The sequence below is a fragment of the Natrialba sp. PRR66 genome (assembly GCF_034808065.1).
GTDB lineage: Archaea > Halobacteriota > Halobacteria > Halobacteriales > Natrialbaceae > Natrialba > Natrialba aegyptia.
Genome location: NZ_JAXHGN010000008.1, coordinates 1 through 21,310, shown reverse-complemented (window position 1 = coordinate 21,310; position 21,310 = coordinate 1). Strand labels below are relative to the sequence as shown.

Genomic DNA, 21,310 nt, shown 5'->3' with positions numbered 1-21,310 from the left:
ACGTCGCTCGCGATCCGAGCGTAGTGGATCGCGGTGTTATTGCGGACCCGCAGCCGCTACGTCGCGCTCTTCGAACGCCAGTTTCGAATCGCGATCGGTCTTTGTCGCTTCCTTTTCGAGCACGAGATCCTCGAGCACGAGCACGTCGAGTCCCATCCCGTAGAAGTCCTTGATCGCCTGCGTCGGCGTTCGGACGATCGGTTCGGCGTGATCGTTGAACGAGGTGTTCAACACGACGGGGACGCCGGTGAGGTCGGCGAACTCGGAGATGAGTCGGTGGTAGCGCGGGTGCTGGTCCTCGCGGACGGTCTGTGGACGCGTCGAGTCGTCGGCCGGGTGCAGGACGGCCTCGAGATCCGCGGTCTTCTCGGGCCGAACGTCGTAGGCGTCGATCATGAACGGTGCCGAACCGCCGTCGATCAGGTACTCCTCGGCGGCCGACTCGAGCATCGACGGCGCGAACGGGCGCCACTCCTCGCGGTGTTTGACGAAGCGGTTGACTCGATCGCGGGACGCGGCGGTACGGGGATCGGCGAGGATGCTCCTGGCCCCGAGCGCCCGCGGCCCCATCTCCATGCGTCCTTGGAACCAGCCCACCAGGTCGCCGTCGGCGAGCCGTTCGGCCACGTACCGTTCGAGGTCGTCCGGCTGTGCGTACGCGAGTTTGTTCGTCTCGAGAATCGATCGGATCTCGTCGGTCTCGTACTCGGTGCCGAGGTAGACATCGGTCTGGCGATCGACGGCCGCCGGCCGCTGCTGAGCCCACCCCGCACCGAGCGCGAGCCCCGCGTCGTGGGCCACCGGCTGGACGAAGACGTCGTCGACCACTGGCGACTCGCGAATGCGCTTGTTCAGTTTGCAGTTCAGCGCGACGCCGCCCGCGAGCGCGACGTTCGACGTGTCCAGTCGTTCGACGGCCGTCTCCGCGATGTCGACGACCGTCTCCTCGAGTAGCTTCTGGGCGGTGTGTGCCAGGTCCTTCTCCCACTGGTCGAACTCGCCGGGCGTCTCCGACCACGGGCGGCCGAACGCGTCCTCGAGCGTTTCGACGCCGTGACCGGTTCCCCAGCGCTTCGTCAGTTCGGTGACGTCGTAGTCGGCGCCCGTGTCGATCAACTCGCGCAGGACGTCCTCGATCTCGGGATTGTCCTCGCCGTAGGGTGCCAGCCCCATCACCTTCCCCTCGCCGTTGAACATCCGGTAGCCGAGGTACTCCGTGACGACCGCGAAAAAGAGGCCGAGACTGTTCGGGTGTTCGTACGTGTGCGCCCGCGTCAGCCCGTCCTCGTCGGCGCGCCAGACGACCGTCGAATCATACTCGCCTTTCGCGTCGACCGTGAGGACGATACCCTCGTCGAACCCCGACGGGTGGAACGCACTCGCGGCGTGACAGCGGTGGTGGGGAATCGTCTCGATCGGCGGCACCGGCGCGCCGATCGACTCGAGGCGGTGCTCGATCTGTCGGGTCGGGACGACCCGACTCCGGACCTGCGTGACGAGCGCGTTCTCGAGCGCGGAGAGTTTCCGCGCGACGCCGGGCGCCCGGAGCGCGTCGGTGACGTAGTGAGAGGCGATCTCGCTTCGCAGTCGCGGCTCGTACGGGAGGAGGACTCGATCAATATCCGAAAGCGTCAGGTCGCGGTGATCGAGACAGGCTCGAATCGCGCGTTCGGGGAAGGTGTCCGTCGCGTGTTTCTCCCGCGTGTATCGCTCCTCTTCGACGCCGAAGACGGGCGTCCCGTCTTCGAAGAGGACGGCGCTCGGATCGTGCTGGCCGTAGAGTCCGATCGCGGGTTTGAACGCAAGTCGATAGTCAGTCATGGCTCGTGAAAGTAACGTACCGTAATCCGAATCCGGGAGACGGCAAAACGACGCTGACGATTTGCTGGGTCAGCAAATCGTCGGCGACGTCACCGCGCGGCCGCTCGATCCATCGCATCCGAGCGCGATTCGTTTCCGAGGGGGAACGGAACCATCGAGCGAACGCCGCTCTCGTTACTCGTGGCTGTGACCGTGCTCGTGGTCGTGATGATGGTGATGCTCGTGTGCGCCCGCGCCGCGGCGCGTGAACTGTCCGGAGAACGCCCGATCGACCACCTCCGACAGCGCGGGATGGACGTGGACCGACTCGCGGATGTCCCAGACGGTTCCCGTGCCCGCCTTCATCGCGACGACGACCTCTTCGATCAGGTTCGACGCGTCGGGGCCGACGATGTGACAGCCGAGGATCTCGCCGTCCGGTTCGATGATGACCTTCACGATCCCCTCCGCTTTCATCGCCTTGCCGCGAGCCGTGTCCTCGTATCGGTAGGTCGCCGTAGCGTACTCCCGATCCGTTTCGCGGAGTTCTTGTTCCCGCGTGCCGACGCCGGCGACCTCCGGCGACCCGAAGACGGCGAACGGCATCGCGGTGTAGTTGACCGGTTCGAGGTCGTCGCCGAGCAGGTTCCGGACGACGGTTCGCGCCTCGTGGTTCGCGTTGTGTTTCAGCAGGTATTCGCCGACGATGTCCCCGAGAGCCCAGATCCCGTCGGCCGTCGTGCGCAGGTACTCGTCGGTCTCGACGAATCCCCGCTCGTCGGTCTCGACGCCGGTGGCCTCGAGGTTCAGGAGATCGGAGTTCGGTCGCCGGCCCGCCGCAACGAGCAGGGTATCGCCGGTCACGGTTAGGTCGTCGCCCGCACCCTCGGCCCCGCGTCCGGACGCGTCGTCCCACGCGGGCGGATACGACCGAGCCTCGACGGCCACCTCACCGCCGGACTCCGAGACCGCGACGGCCTCGTAGCCCGTGTAGACGTCGAACCGATCGGCGTAGCGCTCGGTGAACGCGGCGGCGACGTCCTCGTCGGCCGTCGGGAGGAGGTATCGCCGACGGCCCACGATCGTCACGTCGCTGCCGAACGTCCCGAAGAAGTGCGCCAGTTCGGCCGCGATGTAGCCGCCGCCGACGATCACGAGGTCGTCCGGCGGCGTTTCTAACTGGAGCGCCTCCCGGCTGGTGAGGTAGTCAACGGTCTCGATGCCGTCGATCAGCGGAATCGCCGGCCGCGTCCCCGCTGCCACGAGGACGGTGTCGGCCCGGGCCCTCTTGCCGGCATCGAGGCCGTCAACGACCTCGACCGTTCGATCGTCGATGAGCCGGCCCTCTCCTTCGAGCAGCGTGTGCTGAGCCGACGTGCGTAACCCGTGGTGGATCGAGTCGGAACTGCTCGAGACGTCGTCGTTCACCTCGCGAATGATGTCGGCGAAGTCGACGCCGGTCACGTCGGCGTGGATGCCGAACTCGTCTGCGCGCTCGACGGTCTCCATCACCTCCGCGTGGTACAGCAGTTGTTTCGACGGAATACAGCCGCGGTTGAGACAGGTCCCGCCGAGCGGTCCCTTCTCGACGACCGCAACCGATTGGCCGCGGTTCGCGAGGGCGCTCGCCACGTCGAGTCCCGATCCCGAGCCGATAACGAGGAAGTCGAATTCCGCAGTGCCTGCGTCCATGCATCGATCGTCCACGGCCAATCCGATTAAACCCACACCGACGAATCGATTCGTCGTCGATGAGAGCGGAAAAGACGGTTCAGACGAGCACGACGGGCAACATCGCCACGGCGCCTGCGGCGAATCCGACGAGAAGCTCGCGGCGCCCGCGATTGGGCAAGTCCGCGCCGGTCTCCAGCGCCTCGGGGATGAACTCCGTCGCGACGAGGTAAACCATCGCGCCGGCGGCGAATCCGAAGCCGAACGGCAGGAACGCCTCGGCCCACGAGACGAACGCGAACGCGATGACCGCACCGATGGGTTGGGGGAGACTCGAGAAGACCGCCGCCCCGACCATCCGCCAGTTAGACAGCCCCATCGCCCGCATCGGAATGGCGATGGCGGTCCCTTCCGGGACGTTGTGGATCGAGATGGCGATCGTCATGAACACCGCGAGCAGCGGAATCGAAACCCCGAGTATCGACACGCCGCCCCCCAGTCCGAGTTCGGCGAACGAGACGCCGACCGCCACGCCCTCGGGAAAGCTGTGGACCGTGAGGATGCCGAGAATGAGGACGAGTTTCTTCAGGTCTCCCTCGGCGAACGCCGCCGCCTCGATCGGCGGACCGTCGTGGCCGTGCCCGTATCCGTGACCGGCGCCGTTGGCCCGTACCTCGTCGAGTTCGGTCGCCTCGCGACCGTGTTCGTGCTCATCGTCGCGGTCGCGTTCGCGTCGGTGATCCGCGCTCCCGCCGAGATCGACGCGACCGAGCACTCTGTCGGAGACCTCGACCAGCGCGACGCCCGCGAACAGGCCGCCGACCATCAGCGTCGGAAACCCGCTCGAGGCGTACGCAAGCCCCTCGTCGACGAGGCCGAGCACGGAGACCGTCACCATAATTCCCGACGCGATCCCCCACAGCCCCACGTTCCATCGGTCGCTGAAGTCCTCGACGAAGAAGAACGGCAATGCGCCGATTCCCGTCGCCAGCGCGGTGATCAATCCCGCGACCAACACGATGACGAGGTTTTCCGCGAGTGACATACTTATCGTATGAGCATGGCACCAAAGTATCTTTTTAAAACTGGGAATATATTTCGGCTAGCATAAAGCGAACGCGATCGAGAGCGTTTGAAGTCGCCTGCTGTGCGCCCCGTCGGTATCGACGACGTTAGTTGGCAGCGCAGTTGTTCGGGCCCAGCTCGAGCGCCTCGACGTCGGCGTCCGGCTGCTCCTTGCCCCAGTTGATCTGCTTGATCTCGTTGTAGTTGGCCGGTTCGTCTGCGAGGCTCTCGACGATGGTCTCGACGAACGCGCTCTCGTCGCCGTCCTCGACGTAACTCAGGAGTTCGTTGGTCGTCTCCTCCCGAAGTTCACCGAGTTCGGTCGCGAGCGGGCGGACCGATTCGTCGCTGAAGTGGCCCGGAAGGACGACGGTCTCGTCCGCGAGGTCCGTCAGCCGCTCGAGGCTGTCGAAGAGCTGACTCGAGGCCTCCCGGATGGCCTCCTCATCGCCGTCCTCGAGGTCGGGACGGCCGACGCTGCGGAGGAACAGCGTGTCTCCGGAGAGGAGCGCGTCACCGAACCGGAACGAGACGCTGCCTGGGGTGTGTCCCGGCGTGTGGAGCACCTCGAGGTCGCGGTCGCCGACGGGAATCGTCTCGCCGTCCTCGAGTGTCGTGACGTTCTCGAGGTCGCCGGCGTCGTCCCCGTGGAGGTAGTACGGGACGTCGAGTTCGCCGGCGAGTCGGCGGGCGCCCGAGACGTGGTCGGCGTGAGCGTGGCTGTCCGCGACGCCGACGATCTCGAGGTCGCGCTCGTCGGCCACGTTTAGGTACTGATCGATGTACTGACTCGGGTCGACGACGACGGCCGCCTCGCCGTCGTGGGTGAGATACGAGACACAGCCCGTCCCGGGACGGACGACCTGTACGACCCCTTCGACGCCGTCTGCGTCCTCGAGATCGTACTGGCGGTGGACGCGACCCCAGCCATTCATGCCGTCGTCGATCGATCTCGCGTCGAACCCGTGTTCGCGGAGGAACTCCGCCGCTCGCGCGGACGTGATACCGGCAACGCAGACGACCGCGATCTCCGTATCCTTCGGGAGTTCGTCGAGGTGCTCCTCGAGCGTGGAGTAGTCGTACTCCAGCAGTTCGTTGTAGATCGGGACGTTCGTGCTCCCGTCGATCCGCCACTCCTCGTAGTCGTCCTCGTTCCTGACGTCGAGGACGAAGAGGTTCGACGCATCGTCTTCGTCGATGCGCCGTGCGACCTCCGCCGGACTCAAGTCGGTATTGCTCATAACACCCAATTATACACGATACTATCTCTTAAGTTCGTTGCCGGACTGTGCGCCGATTAATGTTCCCGTTGGAACTGAGGGATGGACGTGAGAAGAGACGCTGAAACGGGAGCGCTGTCGAAACGTATTCCGGAGTAGAGACGCGAGAGTCACCTCGAGGTTACCGACGTCCGAACCGTTACTGGGCGGGGACTTCGGTGCCGGCCTCGGCGTGTTCGTACTTGTCCTCGAACTCCTGGATGAGCTGGCCCATCTTCGCGTACCAGTCGTTTAACATCCGCTGCATGTCGTTCGCGATCTGAGTCGGATCCGTCGGGTAGTAGACGTGGTAGTAGCCGCCCTGCTCGTAGTTGATCTGCTCCTTCTGGATGAAGCCGCTCTGGAGCAATCGCTGGATCGATCGGTACGCAGTCGAGCGCTCGCGGTCGACTTGGTCGGCGACCTCGTCGATCGTCAGCGCTTCCTCGCTCTCGACCATCACGCGGAAACAGTCCTTGTCGAGTTGCTTGAGCCCGTGGATACACTCCAGCAGCCCTTCACACTCCATGTCCTGCTGTAGTTGCTCCGCCATCGAATTAGCCATTGTACTACTATCCGGTAGGGACTGCACCGGTATAAGGGTTGTGTGAATATTGTACAATCCCAATGAGCCGCGAGCGGGGCCCAGCGAGCGGCGTAGGGCGTTCTCAGTCCGCTGACGGTGCGGACGCCCTGGCCTCCGCGCGCATCGTTCTGATCGTGCTGTAGATCACGGCCCCGCTGACCATGAACGCCGAGAGCAGGATCAGCGCGAAGCTGACCGTATTCAGTGCGTCCATCCCGAGGTAGTCGCCCGCCTGACGGAACGCAACGGCGATCGAGCCACCGACCAGCATCAGTCCAAAGTAGATCTTGATATCGTCTTCGTCGACGACGCTGGTCGCGGCCGATCCGATCCGGGCGCCGAGCGCGCTCCCCACAAGCAGCGGCGCGACGATCGAGAGGTCGACGCCGCCGTTGAGCCCGTAGGTGAACGCGCCGAATCCACCCGAGAAGACGATCTCAAAGAGGTCGGTCCCGACCGCGACGGGAACCGGGACACCGATGAGGTAGACCATCGCGGGCATCTTGATGAAACCACCACCGACACCCAGGAAGCCCGACAGCAGACCCGTGGCGAACGCGACGGCCAGTATCAACCAGAGCGAGACCTGGATTCCGCCGGCGACCGTCATCATCGGCGGGATGCGGTAGGACTGAATCCGCTTCGCGAGGGGTGGAATCGCGTCCGGGTCGAACTCCTCGTCGGACTCGTGGTGGTTGTCATCCGAATCGTCTCCATCGTCGTTTACGAGCGCGTTTCGGGTGACGAACAGCCCGACCGCACCCAACAGGACGACGTACGTGACGCCGATGGCACCGCTGGCGAGTCCCAGTTCCTCGAGGTAGTACACCACTCGACTACCCACCTCGATGCCGCTCGTCGTCCCGACGATCATTAACCCGCCGAGTTTGTAGTCGACCTGACCGAGGTCGCGGTGTTTCAACGTCGCGATCGTGGCCGTCCCGAACACGAAGGCCATGCCGCTCCCGACGGCGACTCTGGCGGGATACCCCATCACGAGTAACGCGGGCGTGACGAGGAACGAGCCGCCCATCCCGAAGAAGCCGAACAGCACGCCGACCATGAAGCCGAAGCTCACGAACAGTGCCAGCGTCGTCAGTGCGATTCCGAATGGCTCCATCTATGCGCGTGTGATTTTCTCGACGATTGGCGTTGCGACTCGCTCGAGTGCGCCGTACCCGACGTAGAGGACGACCGCCTCGAGGAGGACGGCGCCGACGAGGGCGCCTGACTGTACTGCTGACGAAGATGCGGTGAAGTCGATCATCGCGATCGACCACCACCGTTCGGTTGTGTGTATCTCATGGGTTTCTGCTCGGTATCGTCTACCCGGAGGACGGCTATAACGCTTTTGGGAATAGCACACAATATTACTGCAATCAATCTCACGGCTATCCTACGAAGATATTCGAATAACTTACGAGGATATTCGGTTCGGGCGGCGAGGCGTCTGCAGAGTTCGCGCGCGGTCGGGGCGCTCGCCTCGAGCGGTTCTAACGATCACTCTGGTGACGTCTTCCCGGCTGACGGTCGCCGGTGTCCGGGTCGCAGTCCGCACTGTCCGCAACCGATCGGCCGGTAACAGTATTGGTAACCGGAAACAATATCATGCCATCGGCCCTACGAGTCGTATGAAAGCGATCTGTGCGACCGACCTCTCCGCCGCCAGCGAGGCGACGATCGAGAGCGAGACCTGTCTCGAATGCCTCGGCCGGATCGGCGTCGAAGAGATCCACCTCGTGACCGTGATCCCGTCGAACGTTCACGCGGGTATGCCCGGCCTCGACTTCGAGGAGCGACGCGAGCGGGCGCTCGAGCGATACCGCCGCGTCATCGAAGACGCGGGCTTCGACGTCGAGGCGCACGTGGTCCGCGGCACGCCCCACCGGCGCATCAACGGGGTCGCCGAAGCGGTCGGCGCCAGCCTCACGGTCGTCGGCTCGCGGGGAAAGAGTCCGCTCGAGAACCGCGTTATCGGATCGACTGCACGCAACCTCGCGCGGACGACGGTCGTCCCACTGCTGGTCAACCGGATCGAACGCGGAGCGGATAAGCCATCCGTCGTCCGCGAACACTTGTTTCGGCGGATGCTGTTCGCGACGGACTTCTCAGAGAACGCCGAACGAGCCTTCGAGGCGTTCTCGTACCTCCGTCACGCGACGCGGGAGGTGACGCTGGTCCACGTTGAAACGGCGAAGGATCCGGCGCTTCCAGCGGGCGCTGACCCCGAAGCGCGACTGGCGGAGTTGGCGACCAAGCTTGAGGACTGGGAGATCGAGACGCGGACCGCAGTCCGGCAGGGCGATCCGGCGGACGAAATCCTCGCCGCCGAGAACGAGTACGAACCGACGACAATTCTCATCGGCTCGCGTGGACACAGCCGGCTCCGTCGACTGTTGCTCGGGAGCGTCTCCGAAGACGTCGTTGCGCGGGCGAACGGAAACGTCATGCTCGCTCCACCAGACCGGACGGTGTGACCTAGCAGCGAATCGACATAGCCAATCGGATCCGACTTGAAGTGGATTTGAGAACCATCCGTCTCGCATCGCGTCGCCGTCTCGAGGAATCGATCAAGGTCGGAATACTCACCTATCATCCCATCGGCTCTCACGACCTCGAAGAGTCGGGGTTCGTCGAGAATGCGTGTGATCGTCGTACGACGCCTTTACCGACTCAAGGATATGTTCGTCGACGAATTCCCGCGGAAATATCCGTCGTTGACCGTATTGACGAGTGTCCGATATCGACACAAAGCGACGTCGCCGCTTACATAGGATTATTTATAACAACCCGATATTATTTCCGGTTACTGAAAGAGCAACCAAAGTGAAGGGTATTGTGGGTCTGTTCATACCCTTCGAGAGGGGTGAGACCTGCCTTCGAATCATGGGACCGCACGGAAGGCAGGTCAGATGGGAGTTTGGTAGTCAACGACATAGTCATTAGCCTGCCCTTTGCATGGATGCTTTAAGGGACGACATCTGAGGACAGATAACTTCCAAAACTCTTCCCTACGAAGCATTTTCCGCGACAAATCCCTTAGCCCAGACATATCTACAACCATTGTAACACCCGACGCAGAGGAGATGGATGTGTACGGTTTAAATATTTTGTCGCGAGCCAGCTTCGCCGGCCCGCAGCACAAAAGTTCGGTTAGGAGCAGATGTGATCGTGTCCTTCGGCGAAATTCCCTCACTGGAACTATACGACCAATCAGCCGGGGATCAGATCGTCTTGCCCATCGTCTTCGCGAGCGAGAGCAGAAATCCCATCCCGGTTTTGACGTCCGGATCGCGCAGCGCCCTCGCGACGCCAATCGGACCGACGGGTTCCGTCGGTTCGGAACCGGCCTCACCGACTGCCTCGAGCAGCGACTCGTTTGTTCGGGCCACGTCGTCGTCGGTCGCGGTGTTGGCCACCTCGCCGAGGCGCGTTCCGGTCGACGCGAGGCCCGTAACCATGTCGTCGTCCATCGCGTTTGAGGCAGGTGCGAGCAGGTCCGCCATCGCTAGCAGGTCGTCGAGCGTCCCCGACCGCTGCAGGCGGGCGAGTCCCTCGATCGCGTCGGCCAGATCGTCGGCGTTCTCGCCGGTCGCCTCGCCGAGTCGCGCGGCCTCGGGCGTCGCCAGCCCGTCGCTCGGCTCGCATGCCGTCCGATCGTTTCGTGTGGATCGGTCATCGTTCGATCACACTCGGAGAGTAGTATTGTATATTAATCCCACTATCGAAAACCATTTGTGCACGAATAGGTGATAAATATATATTCAGGCGACCGGCCTCGAGCGGGTTCCCGCTCACCGAACCGGGCCGTAACGGATCCGTAGTGATCGATCGGATTGGGCAACCGTCCCCAATAGGATTCATATCGGGAGGAGGAGGAGTATCCCACTCCGTTCGGGGCTGCTCGGGACGGCCACCGCGAGCATCGACCAGTTGGTCACGTCGCCGCGGCGAGGAACCCCAGACGCTTTGCCGCCCCAATATTGTCCTAAATACACAAAATCATTATGGTCATGGAGACCGTACCGTCGACCATGAGCGAGTCCATCGACGACGAACGACAAAGGATCCGCGAACGGAAGAAGCGAGAGCTGCAGGAACGCCTCGAGAACGGTGGGAGCCTCGACGCAGCTGACGCCGTCGAGGCGAGCGACGCACCCGACGAGCCGATCGCGATCACGGGCCAGAGTCACCTCGACGAAGTCGTCACGGAGCATGACCTCGTCCTCGTGGACTGCTACGCTGACTGGTGTGGCCCCTGTCAGATGATGGAGCCGACGATCGAAGCGCTCGCCGCGGAGACCGACGCTGCGGTCGCGAAGGTTGACGTCGATCGACACCAGCGAATCGCCCAGCAACTGGGCGCCCGTGGGGTCCCTACGCTGGTACTCTACGCCGACGGCCAGCCGGTCGAGCGCATGGTCGGTGCCCAGGACCACGGGACGCTGCAGGGCCTGATTGAGCAACACGCGTAACACCTCGAGTTCCGTACTCACGCCGAGCGGCGGGACTCGGCCGCGACCGGTTGTCCTGGGATGGACCGACGGCGTGACTGTGCCGTGACCACACCGCGACCGCTTTCAATTCAATTATGTCCACTGACTGGAGACGCGCGATCGAAACGCAACGCGAGGAGAAAGACCGGTACTTCGGCGGCGATCCGCACTCGCCGATTCCGCCGGACGAGCGCGAGTCGTTCGACGGCCTCGAGTACTACCCGATCGACGAGGACTACCGGTTCGAACTGCCGCTGCACGAGTACGACGACACCGAACCGGTCACCGTGGGGACGAGCACCGACGGCGAGCGGGAGTACCTTCGGTGGGGCGAGTTCCGGTTCACCGTCGACGGCGAAGACGTCGCGCTGCAGGCCTACAAGGGGGATCCGGACGACGAACGGCTCTGGGTCCCGTTCCGGGACGCGACCAGCGGCGACGAGACCTACGGCGCCGGTCGGTACCTCGACCTCGAGGACGACGCCCACCGTACGAACGACGGAAACTGGATCCTCGACTTCAACGAGGCCTACAATCCGACGTGCGCGTACTCGGATCGGTACGAGTGCCCGCTCCCGCCGACGGAAAACTGGCTCGAGGTCCCGATCGAGGCCGGCGAAAAGGCATATCACTGAGTTCCGTTCGACCACACGGGACGACCGGTTCGTCCCTGGAGTTAGATCGTGTCTGCTGGGTCGTGTTCGTCCGCCATTCGCGCTGCTTCGTCGGCGTACCGGTCGCGGACGTCTGGGTCCTCGACGGTCGCGAGATCATCGGGAGCGACGTCCTTTGCGGCAGTGACCGTGTCCAGGTCGACCGCCTGCGCTGCGAGTTCCTTTCGGAAGGTTCGAGTTCCGTCGGGAGTCGCATAGGTGAGGATGATGAGGTCTCGATTGTCGTAATCGCGCTCGACCAGCCACACGCGAACGTCGGCCGACTCCGATGGCATGAGAACCCAAACGAGAAGCGTAAGGGTAGTCGTTGGGGTTGAGAGTTTAGTGGCTTGAGAACCTCATCGGTATCCACGCCTTCGGCTCGAGAATGTCACCACCGACGCTCGTCTACGACGACGATTGCGGGGTCTGTACTCGTGCAGCGCGGTTCGTGGACCGCCGCGCGGCGATTGACATCGTCGGCTTTTCGGAACTCACGGACGACCTGCGAGCGCGCTTGCCGCTCGACTACGAGGCGTGTGCGCATCTGGTTACCGACGAGACGACCTACTCCTGTGGGGCAGCGATGGAACGCGCCTACGAACGGACCGGCCTTCTGCCATCGCAGCTTTTTCCGCTGTTTCGTCGCGTTCCTGGATATGCACCCGTCCGCGAGTTCGTCTATCGCGTCGTCGCATCGAACCGGCCGTCGATCGGCCGATTGCTACCATAGCTTCTCGAAAGCGTATAGGCAACCCGCTATTCCGACCGAGATTCGATCGAAAACGGACGGTGATCGAAGAAGGGCCGAACGCGTCCTGCAGCTTCAGAGGTCCAGAAGAAGCATCGACCCGTAGCCGAGACCGAACGCGAGTATGAACGATCCGATCCAGGCGGCGACGGTGAGTCCCAGCTTTCGGGGGCTGATGCCGGCTCCGCCGGCGACCGCGGCCCCGCTGCCGACGATCGCACTCACGATGATCTCGTTGAACGAGACCGGGACTCCCAGCAGAACCGCGCTCTGTGCGATGAGAAATGAAGGGACGAGCGTCGCGATCGAGCGACGCGGCCCCAGCGACGCGTACTCCTGGGAGATCGACTTGATCATTCGCGGGGCGCCCGTCCACGAGCCAACGAGGATTCCGACGCCGCCGCCGAGCAGGACCACGATCGGCGACACCGTCGGCAGCTCCTCGAGTAGCGGGAACAGCGGTCCGACAGCCAGACCGACCTGACTCGCGCCCGCCGAGAACGCCACGAGCGCGCCCAGCGAGAGGAGGAACCGGCGCAGACCGCCGGCCTCGTCGCGACTGACGTCCCAGCGGACGACGGCCGCAGTGACGGCTCCGAAACCCAGCGAGACTGCGACCGTGGCGGCGGTACCGTCGAACGGAATCGCGGTGGCGCCGCCGGCGGCGAGCGTTCCGCCAACCGATGCGAGGAATGCGAACTCGAGGTTCGCGACGACCGCGCCGACGATTCCAGCGAGGAAGGGAACGCTGACGTCCTCGGGAACGTCCGGTCGCGGAAGAACACTCGCGATACCGTATGCGATGCCCCCGCCGACGAACGGTGTAAGGACCCAGACCGCGCCGATTTCGGCGTACTTCCCCCAGGCCGGATCGCCGCCGAGTGCGAGGCCGACACCGACAACCGACCCGGTCACGGTGAATGCGGTCGCGATCGGATACCCCGTGTAGATCCCGATCGCCATCAGCCCGGCACCGATCAGCAGGACGACGATGACGCCGCTGACCGGGAGGCTAATCCCGTCGACGAGGCCGCTACCGACGGCTTCGGAGACGCTTCCGCCCTGCGTCACCGCGCCAGCGAAGCCGAGAATGCCGACGAGAAACGCCGCGCGCATCGTCGGAATCGCGTTCGCGCCGACGGCCGGGGCGAACGGGGTCGCGCCGCTCGAGCCGGCGCCGATGACCCACGCCATGAAGAGGCTCGCGACCGCGGCCGCTGCGAACAGGAATATCGTTGTGGGTTCCATTAGTGTACGAAAATCCTCTGTTTCAGTTCTCGAGGTGCGAAATTCGAACGGTGTTAGTCAGCACTCGCTGGACCGGAGTCAGCCGCGGCGCGCTTGCTGCGCCAAACCCCCTGCAGGTAGGCGCCGGCGAACATGCCGACGAGCGCCCACAGGATGGCGACGTTTCCGATCCCGAGGCTGGCGTAGGCCGCGCCAGGGCAGATCCCCGAGAGCCCCCAGCCGACACCGAAGATCCCGCCGCCGATCAGGACGTTTCGATCGAACGATTTCAGCCGTCGACGGTACACGTCGCCCGTCAGCGGTGCGCTGTCGCGAATCCGGGGCATGATCGCGAAGGCGATCCCGGAGACGATCGCGGCGCCAAACATGACGAACGGCAGGCCGAGGTCGTCGAACTGGAGGAAGTCCAGCACGACTTCCGGCCGGGCCATGTGGCTGTACGCCAGTCCGAAGCCGAAGATCAGGCCGCCGACAAGGATCAGCGGCATGAACAGGGGATGTCGATTTCTGCTCATGTTACGGACTCACCCCCATCGCTTGGACGATTTGGGCGGTCACGATCGCGACCATCAGGAACGTGATCACGCCGACGATCGACGTTTTCGAGGCCGAGCCGACGCCGCAGACGCCGTGGCCCGACGTGCAACCCTTCCCGACGCGCGTCCCGATCCCGACGAGGACGCCACCGAGCAGCAACCGCCAAGGCTGGACGTCGGTTGTCCACGTCCCGCCCTGCCAGAAGACGGCGTAGACCGCCGCTCCCAGAATAATTCCGAGCGTGAAGACGACGCGCCAGTCCCGGGAGCCGCGGTACTGCTTGAACCGCGACTGATCCGAAACGTACGACAGCGTCGACTCGAGGAACGTACTCGCGCCCGCGGCGATCCCTGTCCCGAGGTAGATGACGACCGCGCCGAGGCCGACGAGCAGTCCACCGATAGCGTACCGAGAGATGCCATTAGGGAACAGCTCGGCGGACACTACCTGACCCGGGGCGGCGAGTTCGGCGATCATTGCGATCTCGAGCACGGTGATCAGTCACCCGCCAGCGATTCTTGGCTGGCCGCGCAGTTGTTCGGGCCGAGCTCGAGTTCGAACGCCTCCTCGTCGTCGGCCTCCTGCTGTCCGAGGTTCGTGAGGATGATATCCTCGTAGTTGGCCGGACGGGGCGGCATATCCGAGAGGATCAGCTCGACGAACTCGTCTTCGTCCATCGTCAGTGCGTCCATCTCCGCCTCGAGCTGGCCGATCGGTGCCGTGTAGGTGCCATCGTCGGCGGGATCGGCGGAGTCACTGAAGTGAGCCCCGCCGACGAGCGTGTCGTTAGGCAGGGTCAGCACGCGCTCCTGAAGCGACTCGTAGAGTTGGCGTGCGGCGTCTTCTGCGCCCTCGTCGCCCTCCTCTAAGTCAGGGCGGGCAACACTCTCGACGAACAGGCCGTCGCCAGTCGCAAGCAGCGAGTCGTCGATCAGGTACGAGGTCATCCCGGAGGTATGTCCGGGCGTGTAGACGGTTTCGATCGTGGCAGCACCGACTTCGAACTCGTCGCCGTCTGCTGCGAGAGTCATCTCGTCGGCGTAGGTGATACCGCGGTCGACCGCCGCCTTGGGGATGACGCCCTCGACGCCCTCATCGGCGAGGTCGCGGATGCCCGAGATGTGATCCGCGTGGATGTGCGTGTCGATTGCGTACTTCAGGTCGGCGTCCAGTTCGTTCGCATCTTGGAGATAGCGGTCGGTGAATGCACGCAGTGGGTCAATCAAGGCCGCCTCGTCACCGTCAACGATGAGGTAGCCGAGACAGCCGCTCGAGGGACGCTGGTACTGGTAGAGCGTCCCCGCACCGTCGTAGCGCTCGACCTCGACGCGCTCGTAGATGCGCGCCCAGCCGTTCATCCCGTCCTCGAGGTGGTCAACGTCGTAGCCGCGCTCTCTCAACTGTGCGGCGACGTACTCGCTCGATCCACCCTTCGCACAGAGAACCGTGATTTCGTGGCTATCGGGAATCTGTGCAAGGACATCGTCGTCAATTTCGTCGTCCAGGAACTCGAAGTACGGGATGTTGATCGATTCAACGGTCTCTCCGTCGATCTTCCACTCGTTGTACTCCGATTCCATACGGGTATCGAGGAGCGTGACGTCCTCGCCCGCGTCGATTTGCCCCTTCAATTCGTCTGGACTGACCGATTCGATCTCGACGTCCGGCATTGGAAGATCCATATCGTCCATGTTGTACAGTTCCCAGTATCGGCTACTGGCACTTAAGGGTTTGTGTAGTATTTCCTATTATCTACAATACAAGCTAGCCCAATACAGCCTCTAGATTTCTATATGCGCGTATGCAAGGTACTAACTAGTTATTTTGCCCTCCTCAGGATTGGGGGTGTTCGTGTATTGTGCAATAACCGGAGGCCTTATATGGGAGCATCCAATATTGTATGATAGCTCCAATACGGGGCCAGAACGAAACTATGAGTTCGGAATACCAGACCACGGAGACGCTAGACGTGAAAGGACAGTCGTGCCCGATGCCCATCGTGAAGACCAAGCAATCGATCGACGATCTCGAGGCCGGCGACGTCCTCGAGGTCGTCGCGACTGACTCGGGCAGCATGAGCGACATTCAGGGGTGGGCCGACGGCACCGACGGCGTCGAACTCCTCGAGCAGGTCGAGGAGGACGATTTGTACACTCACTACGTGAAGAAAACGGAATAATGAGCACGGATAACCCAACGACGGCAGTCGACGACGCCGATTCGGACGTCGACGCCGCCGAGTTACAGGCGCTGCGCGAGCGCGTCGAGGAATTGGAAGAATCGATGGCAGCGGTGGACACTGGCGACGATCAGAAGAAGATGACCATCGTCGCGACACAGGGGAGCTTCGACATGGCGTATCCACCGTTAATCCTCGCGAGCACTGCGGCCGCCTTCGGCTGGGAGGTTGTCGTCTTCCACACGTTTTGGGGGCTCGATATCCTCCACGAGGAGAAGTCGAAGGACCTCAAGTTGAGCGCCGTCGGCAACCCGAATATGCCGGTCCCGAACGCCGTCGCTGCTCTGCCAGGCATGGACAAGATGGCCACGAAGATGATGCAGAAGAAGATTGACGACAACGGGACTGCCACCATCGAGGAACTGATCGACCTCTCGCTCGAGAGCGGCGTCGATCTGCAGGCGTGTCAGATGACGATCGAACTGATGGACTATGATGAGGACGACTTCTACGACGGCGTCACCACCGGCGTCGGTGCGGCCACCGCGCTGCAACACATGGCTGAATCCGACATTCAGCTCCTCGTCTAATCCATGACTGCCACCGAGTCAACGCGCTCAAAGCCGAGCCTACGCGTCCTTGAAGCGATTGCCGACGCGGAAGATGTCTCCCCGATTACCCTCGAGCCACCGCTCAACGACGTTGTGGATCCTGCTGCGCTGGACCGATTGTTTGAACCGACCGCTGCTGACGACTCGGTCCGAAGGGGACACGTTTCGTTCCGGTACCGAGGGTATGACGTAACAATATCTTCGGATGGGACCATCAAACTGTCGTAAGAAGAGTTTGGGATTCGCTTCCACGACCCTCGGCTATTGTCATTTTCATGCACTACTACTCCCTTCGGTTGAATCACGCGACGTAGAGGGTCTGGAATCGATTAGTTACTGAGCGACTCGTACTCCTACTTGCTGTCAGTTTCTCTTCTGGCTAAGGGGAAACAAAGCCGCGCATCAAAATTATCCTCCGAGGTTGTGTCCACTATATATAAATCGATCGAAAACCAACGTCAGACACACTCTAGATGGCGTACACGAAACGGATGGATCGAAACCGGACCAGCCACCCGTATTGTGGTCGTCGAGCGCCCACACGTTCACCAAGTCATCGTATTCGAGATAAAGCAGTCGCTCAAGGGCGTGATCCTCGCAGTAGTACTCCTCATTCAGCGATCCGATCTCGCGGAAGTACATAAGCATCCATTTCGCGGCCAGTTTGGGGCAGTTGTCGTCTCGGTGTTCGCAGTGGAGCATTCGTGAGTATTAGCGAGATGGTTCGCGCTTACTGGGTTAGACGTTCCTACACGTCGACCTTGAGCGCCGAGGCGTGACGCGAACAGTCGGCGAGAAAATCTTTGACCCTGATAAAATATACGAGTAGCTACTAGTGTACTAAAGCCGACGAAGTCAGTTTTCCGGCATGGTCACGCGAAGTTCACCGTCAACCTCATAGAAATAACCTCGTTCGAGCAACCGAGTAAGTGCATGGGTCGCGTCCTCGGGTTCGAGGGCCAGTTCATCGGTACTACGGAGGATCTCGAGCGCTTGCTCTCGAGAGATCAACTGGACGTTTTCATGCTCAGCCGAGTTGTAACTGTGAGTACAACTGAACTCGGCTAGGTCGATTCATTATGCATAGTCCTATGTGGAATTTAGATCATCAATTGATTCCGATATCCATCATGCATGAGAAAACCACCTGCCTGCCTTCAGCTCTTCTGGAGTGCGCTCGTATTTTCGCTTTCGATGGGGGTGATCGCAGCGTACCCTGTCAACGTCCTCCTCATCAAGTGAGGTGTGAAAGAAGGGATGGCAAATCCGGCAAGCATGGCGTCATAAGAAGCCGATTTTCGCGCTGTTATAACCTTTAGGGCATATGTCCCGGCTGGGTGACGATCATCGCCCCTGCGACATCGCTTTGGTTCGGGTGGGCAACGATGACACAGCCCGCCCAGTCATCGCTGAGGCTTGACGAGCCACAGACGGGACAGGCTTGCACGCTCGCCTCGTGGAGACTGTGACACTCCCGGCAGGCCAGTCGATCCGTCATTAGACTGCTGCCTCCGTCTCGGTGTATTCTCGCTGTTCAGCCTGCTGACGCTTCCCTTCGACTTCGAGCAGCTCTTGATATCGATTCCGGATCGTGACGGTGCTGACGCCGACCACCTCGCTGACTTCGTCCTGCGTCAGTCCATCGTTCGTCAGGATACCAGCAGCGTACAGCGCAGCGGCGGCGAGGCCGACGGGACTCTTGCCGGAGTGTGCTCCTTCTTCCATCACCGTTTGAATGAGTTCACGAGCACGGCCTTCGGTCTCGTCGTTCACATCGAGGTCGGACGCGAACCGCGGCAGGTACTGGTCGGGAGCCGGCGGCCCGACTTCGAGGCTGAGTTCCTGATTGATGTAGCGGTAGGCGCGCTTGAACTCCATCTCGTCCACGCGCGACACCGCTCCGACCTCCTCGACGCTTCGGGGAAGTCCCATCTGGCGAATCGCGGCGTACAGCGCGGCGGTCGTGACGCCCTCGATGGAGCGCCCTGGCAGGAGATCCTCCGAGAGCGCCCGTCGGTAGATGACGCTCGCGGTCTCGCGGACATCCTCCGGGACGCCGAGCGCGCTCCCCATGCGCTCGATTTCGGCGAGCGCCTGTTTGAGATTGCGTTCCTTCGAGTTGCGAGTGCGAAAGCGCTCGTCCCACGTGCGGAGGCGACTCATCTGCTGGCGCTTGCGCGAACTCAGGGCGTTGCCGTAGGCGTCCTTGTTCTGCCAGCCGATCTGGCTCGACAGCCCCTTGTCGTGCATCAGCTTCGTGGTGGGTGCGCCGGTGCGTTTCTTTCGATCGCGTTCGGCCGAGTCGAACGCGCGCCACTCGGGGCCGTGATCGATCTCGTCCTCCTTGACAACGAGACCACACTCGGCGCAGGTGGTTTCGCCGTGCTCGGCGTCGTTCACGAGTCGGCCACCGCACTCGGGGCAGACGCGTTCGGTTTCGTCAGTGGTTTCTTCGCGTGTGTCTTCAGTGGTTTGTTCGTTCGATTCGTGCGTACGGATGCGGGTTGTGTTGCCTTCCAAGATGACGTACGAGTGAGCGCATGCTCACTGGGTTGATTGCGACGGCGATACAACGAATTGCTACATCAGTAGATAGGAACCGAAGCTATTTAAATCCTCGTCTGAAGTCGACGAAAATTGGCCTATAGATGCGTCATGCTCGTCGATTACGGGCGTTGTGGTGGAGCAGCTCGCGCTCCAGACCCCAATCGAAAGGAACCCATATCTCTAATACTCTGCATTGAGTAGCGGGATCATATGACAAACGAACAGGTGATAGAGCTGCTCCGAAGCGCCTACAACGACGAGATCGAGACCGTAATGAACTACCTGACGAACGCGACCGTCCTCGATGGGGTCAGCGCAGAAGAGGTCAAAGAGAGCCTCCGAGCCGACGCGAAGCAGGAAGAACTCATTCACGCTGAGCGAATCGGGAAGCGACTAAAGGAACTCGATGCCCAGCCCCCGGCTTCATTCGAATTTGAGCCGGAACAAGAGGCACTCCAACCACCGGAAGACACGGCCGACGTACTCTCGGTCATCGACGGGGTGATCGAATACGAAGAAGACGCAATCGATACGTACCGGTCGCTCATGGAAGCTGCCAGAGAGGCGGACGACCCGGTCACCGAAGACCTCGCTATTGATATCCTCAGCGACGAGGAATCCCATCGGAGCGAGTTTCGCAGCTTCCGGAAAGGCTACGATTAAACGACGTCTCTGTCACGCCTTCTGGGTCGTAACTGTGTACTTCTGTGGTCGAGCGGAGACGGTATCTCGGTCTGGTTCACGGGATCGGTCGAGAGCGTTCTATACTGTCGGACAGAGGTGATTGAATATCAGACGCCGGTGAATCACCGGACAGCAGATAGATATTCCATTCTAATCCGTACGCGACTCTGTCCGACAGTATAATCCGGAGAATAGGGCGTTTCAATGTTCTCACAGCAGTATTGCTTCGATGGCCGTCGTCACGCCGTGTTCGGTGAACAGGATTGGTTCGTTTGCAAAACCGAGTCACCTCGCCACCTTCGGCTTTATCCATACTACTGGTCCGTTGGCGACCGCATGTAGTGTCCGCCAAAGATTTCGTCGGCTCTATTTGCCCGCCGATCAACCAGGTGAGATGAAACTTGCTGAGGATGACGCCACCCGGATCTGTAAGCGAGTTGTTGATCACGGCGTGGACACTGCGGTGGTTGCTGAGCAGTTCGAGGTCAGTCGGCGGCGTGTGCAGCAACTCGCCAAAGCTACCGTGAAAGCGGTGAGATTCCACAGCTGGAGACGCCAGGACGCAGACCCTACGCAGAGTATCCCGACGATCTCGAAGACCGCGTACTCGACGTACGTCAGCGCCTCGGCGCTGGCGCAGTCGTCATCGTGCACGTACTCCGCGTCAGAGACGGTCTCTCGGTCGCCAACAAGCGCGTTCACGAGATCCTTCAGGAGCACGACCACGTGACCGAGAATCCTACCAAGCAGGGCCGCAAGCGGCCGTGGGTGCGCTTCGAACGCGAGCATGCGGCGGTGACGGTCCATCTGGACTGGTACCGCAATAACCGTGGCCAGCAGGTGCTGGCGGTCGAAGACGACGCCTCGCGGGGTGTCTTTAATACGATCGCGACCGACAGCAGTTCGGCGAGCCAAACTGTCCCGATCCAGGAGGTCATCACCGACCACGGATCGGAGTTCGTCAATCCTCGTCGAGATGATCGACCGTGTCTCGATCACGAGTTTGAACGCTTTCTCCACGATAATGACATCGACCACACGCTCTGCAAAGTCGGCCGACCGCAGTCGAATGGGAAGATCGAGCGGTTCTTCCAGACCTACGAGAAACACCGCGGACGGTTCGGAACTCTCTCCGAGTTCCTCACCTTGGCTTTGGTGAATCACTAGACAGCGTCGGTTTCGACCGGTAGAATTTGGAAGATGAAGCGGGAAACCGCCGATGA

Annotated in this window: 25 protein-coding genes and 1 pseudogene; 11 read left to right on the top strand and 15 right to left on the bottom strand. The window is 61.9% G+C overall.

Annotated features, from left to right (window positions below):
- Positions 1–36: 36 nt before the first annotated feature.
- The 7 genes from SM755_RS22505 to SM755_RS22475 form a co-directional block, all read right to left on the bottom strand.
- On the bottom strand, positions 37–1,821 hold the full coding sequence (locus SM755_RS22505) for a carbamoyltransferase C-terminal domain-containing protein (RefSeq protein ID WP_323174656.1): 1,785 nt from the start codon (positions 1,819–1,821) through the stop codon (positions 37–39).
- Positions 1,822–1,995: 174 nt separating this feature from the next.
- Positions 1,996–3,492 (bottom strand): dihydrolipoyl dehydrogenase, encoded by a 1,497-nt coding sequence (locus tag SM755_RS22500; RefSeq protein WP_323174655.1) that lies wholly within the window; start codon positions 3,490–3,492, stop codon positions 1,996–1,998.
- A gap of 79 nt (positions 3,493–3,571) precedes the next feature.
- The gene (locus tag SM755_RS22495; RefSeq protein ID WP_006667153.1) at positions 3,572–4,516 is read right to left on the bottom strand and encodes a ZIP family metal transporter; all 945 of its coding nucleotides are present in this window, start codon (positions 4,514–4,516) and stop codon (positions 3,572–3,574) included.
- Positions 4,517–4,643: 127 nt separating this feature from the next.
- Entirely contained in the window at positions 4,644–5,777 is a 1,134-nt protein-coding gene (locus tag SM755_RS22490; RefSeq protein ID WP_323174654.1) for an MBL fold metallo-hydrolase, read from the bottom strand.
- Positions 5,778–5,955: 178 nt separating this feature from the next.
- Positions 5,956–6,360 (bottom strand): helix-turn-helix domain-containing protein, encoded by a 405-nt coding sequence (locus SM755_RS22485; protein ID WP_006667151.1) that lies wholly within the window; start codon positions 6,358–6,360, stop codon positions 5,956–5,958.
- A gap of 103 nt (positions 6,361–6,463) precedes the next feature.
- Positions 6,464–7,501, bottom strand: coding sequence for a sulfite exporter TauE/SafE family protein (locus tag SM755_RS22480; protein ID WP_006667150.1), 1,038 nt, complete (start codon positions 7,499–7,501; stop codon positions 6,464–6,466).
- The gene (locus SM755_RS22475) at positions 7,502–7,648 is read right to left on the bottom strand and encodes a hypothetical protein (protein WP_006667149.1); all 147 of its coding nucleotides are present in this window, start codon (positions 7,646–7,648) and stop codon (positions 7,502–7,504) included.
- Between the two features lie 364 nt (positions 7,649–8,012).
- On the opposite strand from SM755_RS22475, the gene SM755_RS22470 reads away from it, so the two are divergent.
- Positions 8,013–8,858: a universal stress protein gene (locus SM755_RS22470; RefSeq protein WP_006667148.1), complete on the top strand. Its 846-nt coding sequence runs from the start codon at positions 8,013–8,015 to the stop codon at positions 8,856–8,858.
- A 747-nt stretch (positions 8,859–9,605) separates the two neighbouring features.
- Here SM755_RS22470 and SM755_RS22465 read toward each other — a convergent pair.
- A complete protein-coding gene (locus SM755_RS22465) occupies positions 9,606–9,887 on the bottom strand; it encodes a DUF1641 domain-containing protein (RefSeq protein ID WP_006667147.1) in 282 nt (93 codons plus the stop codon).
- Between the two features lie 528 nt (positions 9,888–10,415).
- Here SM755_RS22465 and trxA point away from each other — a divergent pair.
- Positions 10,416–10,856 (top strand): thioredoxin, encoded by a 441-nt coding sequence (trxA, locus tag SM755_RS22460; RefSeq protein WP_049903979.1) that lies wholly within the window; start codon positions 10,416–10,418, stop codon positions 10,854–10,856.
- A 116-nt stretch (positions 10,857–10,972) separates the two neighbouring features.
- Positions 10,973–11,512, top strand: coding sequence for a DUF1684 domain-containing protein (locus tag SM755_RS22455; RefSeq protein WP_006667145.1), 540 nt, complete (start codon positions 10,973–10,975; stop codon positions 11,510–11,512).
- A gap of 41 nt (positions 11,513–11,553) precedes the next feature.
- On the opposite strand, the gene SM755_RS22450 is transcribed toward SM755_RS22455, so the two are convergent.
- On the bottom strand, positions 11,554–11,826 hold the full coding sequence (locus SM755_RS22450) for a hypothetical protein (protein ID WP_006667144.1): 273 nt from the start codon (positions 11,824–11,826) through the stop codon (positions 11,554–11,556).
- Between the two features lie 92 nt (positions 11,827–11,918).
- On the opposite strand from SM755_RS22450, the gene SM755_RS22445 reads away from it, so the two are divergent.
- Entirely contained in the window at positions 11,919–12,263 is a 345-nt protein-coding gene (locus SM755_RS22445; RefSeq protein WP_323174653.1) for a DUF393 domain-containing protein, read from the top strand.
- A 93-nt stretch (positions 12,264–12,356) separates the two neighbouring features.
- Here the strand turns inward: SM755_RS22445 and SM755_RS22440 are convergent, their stop codons facing one another.
- Genes SM755_RS22440 through SM755_RS22425 form a run of 4 tightly spaced genes read right to left on the bottom strand, consistent with a single transcriptional unit; the run spans position 12,357 to position 15,757 of the window.
- Positions 12,357–13,529, bottom strand: a complete 1,173-nt coding sequence (locus tag SM755_RS22440) for an inorganic phosphate transporter (protein WP_323174652.1) — start codon at positions 13,527–13,529, stop codon at positions 12,357–12,359.
- A 53-nt stretch (positions 13,530–13,582) separates the two neighbouring features.
- Complete coding sequence (locus SM755_RS22435) at positions 13,583–14,044, bottom strand: DUF6691 family protein (protein WP_049904790.1); 462 nt, start codon at positions 14,042–14,044, stop codon at positions 13,583–13,585.
- A gap of 1 nt (position 14,045) precedes the next feature.
- The gene (locus SM755_RS22430; protein ID WP_323174716.1) at positions 14,046–14,543 is read right to left on the bottom strand and encodes a YeeE/YedE family protein; all 498 of its coding nucleotides are present in this window, start codon (positions 14,541–14,543) and stop codon (positions 14,046–14,048) included.
- Between the two features lie 20 nt (positions 14,544–14,563).
- The gene (locus tag SM755_RS22425) at positions 14,564–15,757 is read right to left on the bottom strand and encodes an MBL fold metallo-hydrolase (RefSeq protein ID WP_323174651.1); all 1,194 of its coding nucleotides are present in this window, start codon (positions 15,755–15,757) and stop codon (positions 14,564–14,566) included.
- Between the two features lie 242 nt (positions 15,758–15,999).
- Between SM755_RS22425 and SM755_RS22420 the strand changes: the two genes are divergently transcribed.
- The 5 genes and pseudogenes from SM755_RS22420 to SM755_RS24580 all read left to right on the top strand — a co-directional run.
- Positions 16,000–16,245 carry a sulfurtransferase TusA family protein gene (locus tag SM755_RS22420; RefSeq protein WP_006111093.1) on the top strand — a complete coding sequence of 82 codons (246 nt, stop codon included), beginning with the start codon at positions 16,000–16,002 and terminating at the stop codon, positions 16,243–16,245.
- Complete coding sequence (locus SM755_RS22415) at positions 16,245–16,835, top strand: DsrE/DsrF/DrsH-like family protein (protein ID WP_006111092.1); 591 nt, start codon at positions 16,245–16,247, stop codon at positions 16,833–16,835. Before SM755_RS22420 ends, SM755_RS22415 begins: the two co-directional genes overlap by 1 nt.
- A 3-nt stretch (positions 16,836–16,838) precedes the next feature.
- Positions 16,839–17,084 carry a HalOD1 output domain-containing protein gene (locus SM755_RS22410; RefSeq protein WP_323174650.1) on the top strand — a complete coding sequence of 82 codons (246 nt, stop codon included), beginning with the start codon at positions 16,839–16,841 and terminating at the stop codon, positions 17,082–17,084.
- 705 nt (positions 17,085–17,789) lie between these two features.
- Positions 17,790–17,924, top strand: a complete 135-nt coding sequence (locus tag SM755_RS22405) for a hypothetical protein (RefSeq protein ID WP_323174649.1) — start codon at positions 17,790–17,792, stop codon at positions 17,922–17,924.
- Positions 17,925–18,017: 93 nt separating this feature from the next.
- A pseudogene (locus SM755_RS24580) lies at positions 18,018–18,098 on the top strand (DUF4396 domain-containing protein); the annotation flags it as partial.
- 73 nt (positions 18,099–18,171) lie between these two features.
- Here the strand turns inward: SM755_RS24580 and spt4 are convergent.
- Together spt4 and SM755_RS22395 are read right to left on the bottom strand one after the other, a co-directional pair.
- Positions 18,172–18,354 carry a transcription elongation factor subunit Spt4 gene (spt4, locus tag SM755_RS22400; RefSeq protein WP_008415524.1) on the bottom strand — a complete coding sequence of 61 codons (183 nt, stop codon included), beginning with the start codon at positions 18,352–18,354 and terminating at the stop codon, positions 18,172–18,174.
- Complete coding sequence (locus SM755_RS22395; RefSeq protein WP_323174648.1) at positions 18,354–19,376, bottom strand: TFIIB-type zinc ribbon-containing protein; 1,023 nt, start codon at positions 19,374–19,376, stop codon at positions 18,354–18,356. Before SM755_RS22395 ends, spt4 begins: the two co-directional genes overlap by 1 nt.
- A 237-nt stretch (positions 19,377–19,613) precedes the next feature.
- Between SM755_RS22395 and SM755_RS22390 the strand changes: the two genes are divergently transcribed.
- Both SM755_RS22390 and SM755_RS22385 read left to right on the top strand, forming a co-directional pair.
- On the top strand, positions 19,614–20,066 hold the full coding sequence (locus SM755_RS22390; RefSeq protein WP_008415522.1) for a ferritin-like domain-containing protein: 453 nt from the start codon (positions 19,614–19,616) through the stop codon (positions 20,064–20,066).
- Between the two features lie 669 nt (positions 20,067–20,735).
- Positions 20,736–21,254 (top strand): hypothetical protein, encoded by a 519-nt coding sequence (locus SM755_RS22385; RefSeq protein ID WP_323174647.1) that lies wholly within the window; start codon positions 20,736–20,738, stop codon positions 21,252–21,254.
- Positions 21,255–21,310: the final 56 nt, after the last annotated feature.

Bases quoted from the DNA above. Each gene is read 5' to 3' on its own strand.
- SM755_RS22430 (WP_323174716.1), bottom strand. From the start codon at position 14,543: ATGATCGCCGAACTCGCCGCCCCGGGTCAGGTAGTGTCCGCCGAGCTG.
- SM755_RS22435 (WP_049904790.1), bottom strand. From the start codon at position 14,044: ATGAGCAGAAATCGACATCCCCTGTTCATGCCGCTGATCCTTGTCGGC.
- spt4 (WP_008415524.1), bottom strand. From the start codon at position 18,354: ATGACGGATCGACTGGCCTGCCGGGAGTGTCACAGTCTCCACGAGGCG.
- SM755_RS22470 (WP_006667148.1), top strand. From the start codon at position 8,013: ATGAAAGCGATCTGTGCGACCGACCTCTCCGCCGCCAGCGAGGCGACG.
- SM755_RS22480 (WP_006667150.1), bottom strand. From the start codon at position 7,501: ATGGAGCCATTCGGAATCGCACTGACGACGCTGGCACTGTTCGTGAGC.
- SM755_RS22475 (WP_006667149.1), bottom strand. From the start codon at position 7,648: ATGATCGACTTCACCGCATCTTCGTCAGCAGTACAGTCAGGCGCCCTC.
- SM755_RS22405 (WP_323174649.1), top strand. From the start codon at position 17,790: ATGGGTCGCGTCCTCGGGTTCGAGGGCCAGTTCATCGGTACTACGGAG.
- SM755_RS22505 (WP_323174656.1), bottom strand. From the start codon at position 1,821: ATGACTGACTATCGACTTGCGTTCAAACCCGCGATCGGACTCTACGGC.
- SM755_RS22425 (WP_323174651.1), bottom strand. From the start codon at position 15,757: ATGGACGATATGGATCTTCCAATGCCGGACGTCGAGATCGAATCGGTC.
- SM755_RS22390 (WP_008415522.1), top strand. From the start codon at position 19,614: ATGACAAACGAACAGGTGATAGAGCTGCTCCGAAGCGCCTACAACGAC.
- SM755_RS22420 (WP_006111093.1), top strand. From the start codon at position 16,000: ATGAGTTCGGAATACCAGACCACGGAGACGCTAGACGTGAAAGGACAG.
- SM755_RS22455 (WP_006667145.1), top strand. From the start codon at position 10,973: ATGTCCACTGACTGGAGACGCGCGATCGAAACGCAACGCGAGGAGAAA.
- SM755_RS22465 (WP_006667147.1), bottom strand. From the start codon at position 9,887: ATGGCGGACCTGCTCGCACCTGCCTCAAACGCGATGGACGACGACATG.
- SM755_RS22500 (WP_323174655.1), bottom strand. From the start codon at position 3,492: ATGGACGCAGGCACTGCGGAATTCGACTTCCTCGTTATCGGCTCGGGA.
- SM755_RS22450 (WP_006667144.1), bottom strand. From the start codon at position 11,826: ATGCCATCGGAGTCGGCCGACGTTCGCGTGTGGCTGGTCGAGCGCGAT.
- trxA (WP_049903979.1), top strand. From the start codon at position 10,416: ATGAGCGAGTCCATCGACGACGAACGACAAAGGATCCGCGAACGGAAG.
- SM755_RS22415 (WP_006111092.1), top strand. From the start codon at position 16,245: ATGAGCACGGATAACCCAACGACGGCAGTCGACGACGCCGATTCGGAC.
- SM755_RS22445 (WP_323174653.1), top strand. From the start codon at position 11,919: ATGTCACCACCGACGCTCGTCTACGACGACGATTGCGGGGTCTGTACT.
- SM755_RS22490 (WP_323174654.1), bottom strand. From the start codon at position 5,777: ATGAGCAATACCGACTTGAGTCCGGCGGAGGTCGCACGGCGCATCGAC.
- SM755_RS22495 (WP_006667153.1), bottom strand. From the start codon at position 4,516: ATGTCACTCGCGGAAAACCTCGTCATCGTGTTGGTCGCGGGATTGATC.
- SM755_RS22485 (WP_006667151.1), bottom strand. From the start codon at position 6,360: ATGGCTAATTCGATGGCGGAGCAACTACAGCAGGACATGGAGTGTGAA.
- SM755_RS22410 (WP_323174650.1), top strand. From the start codon at position 16,839: ATGACTGCCACCGAGTCAACGCGCTCAAAGCCGAGCCTACGCGTCCTT.
- SM755_RS22440 (WP_323174652.1), bottom strand. From the start codon at position 13,529: ATGGAACCCACAACGATATTCCTGTTCGCAGCGGCCGCGGTCGCGAGC.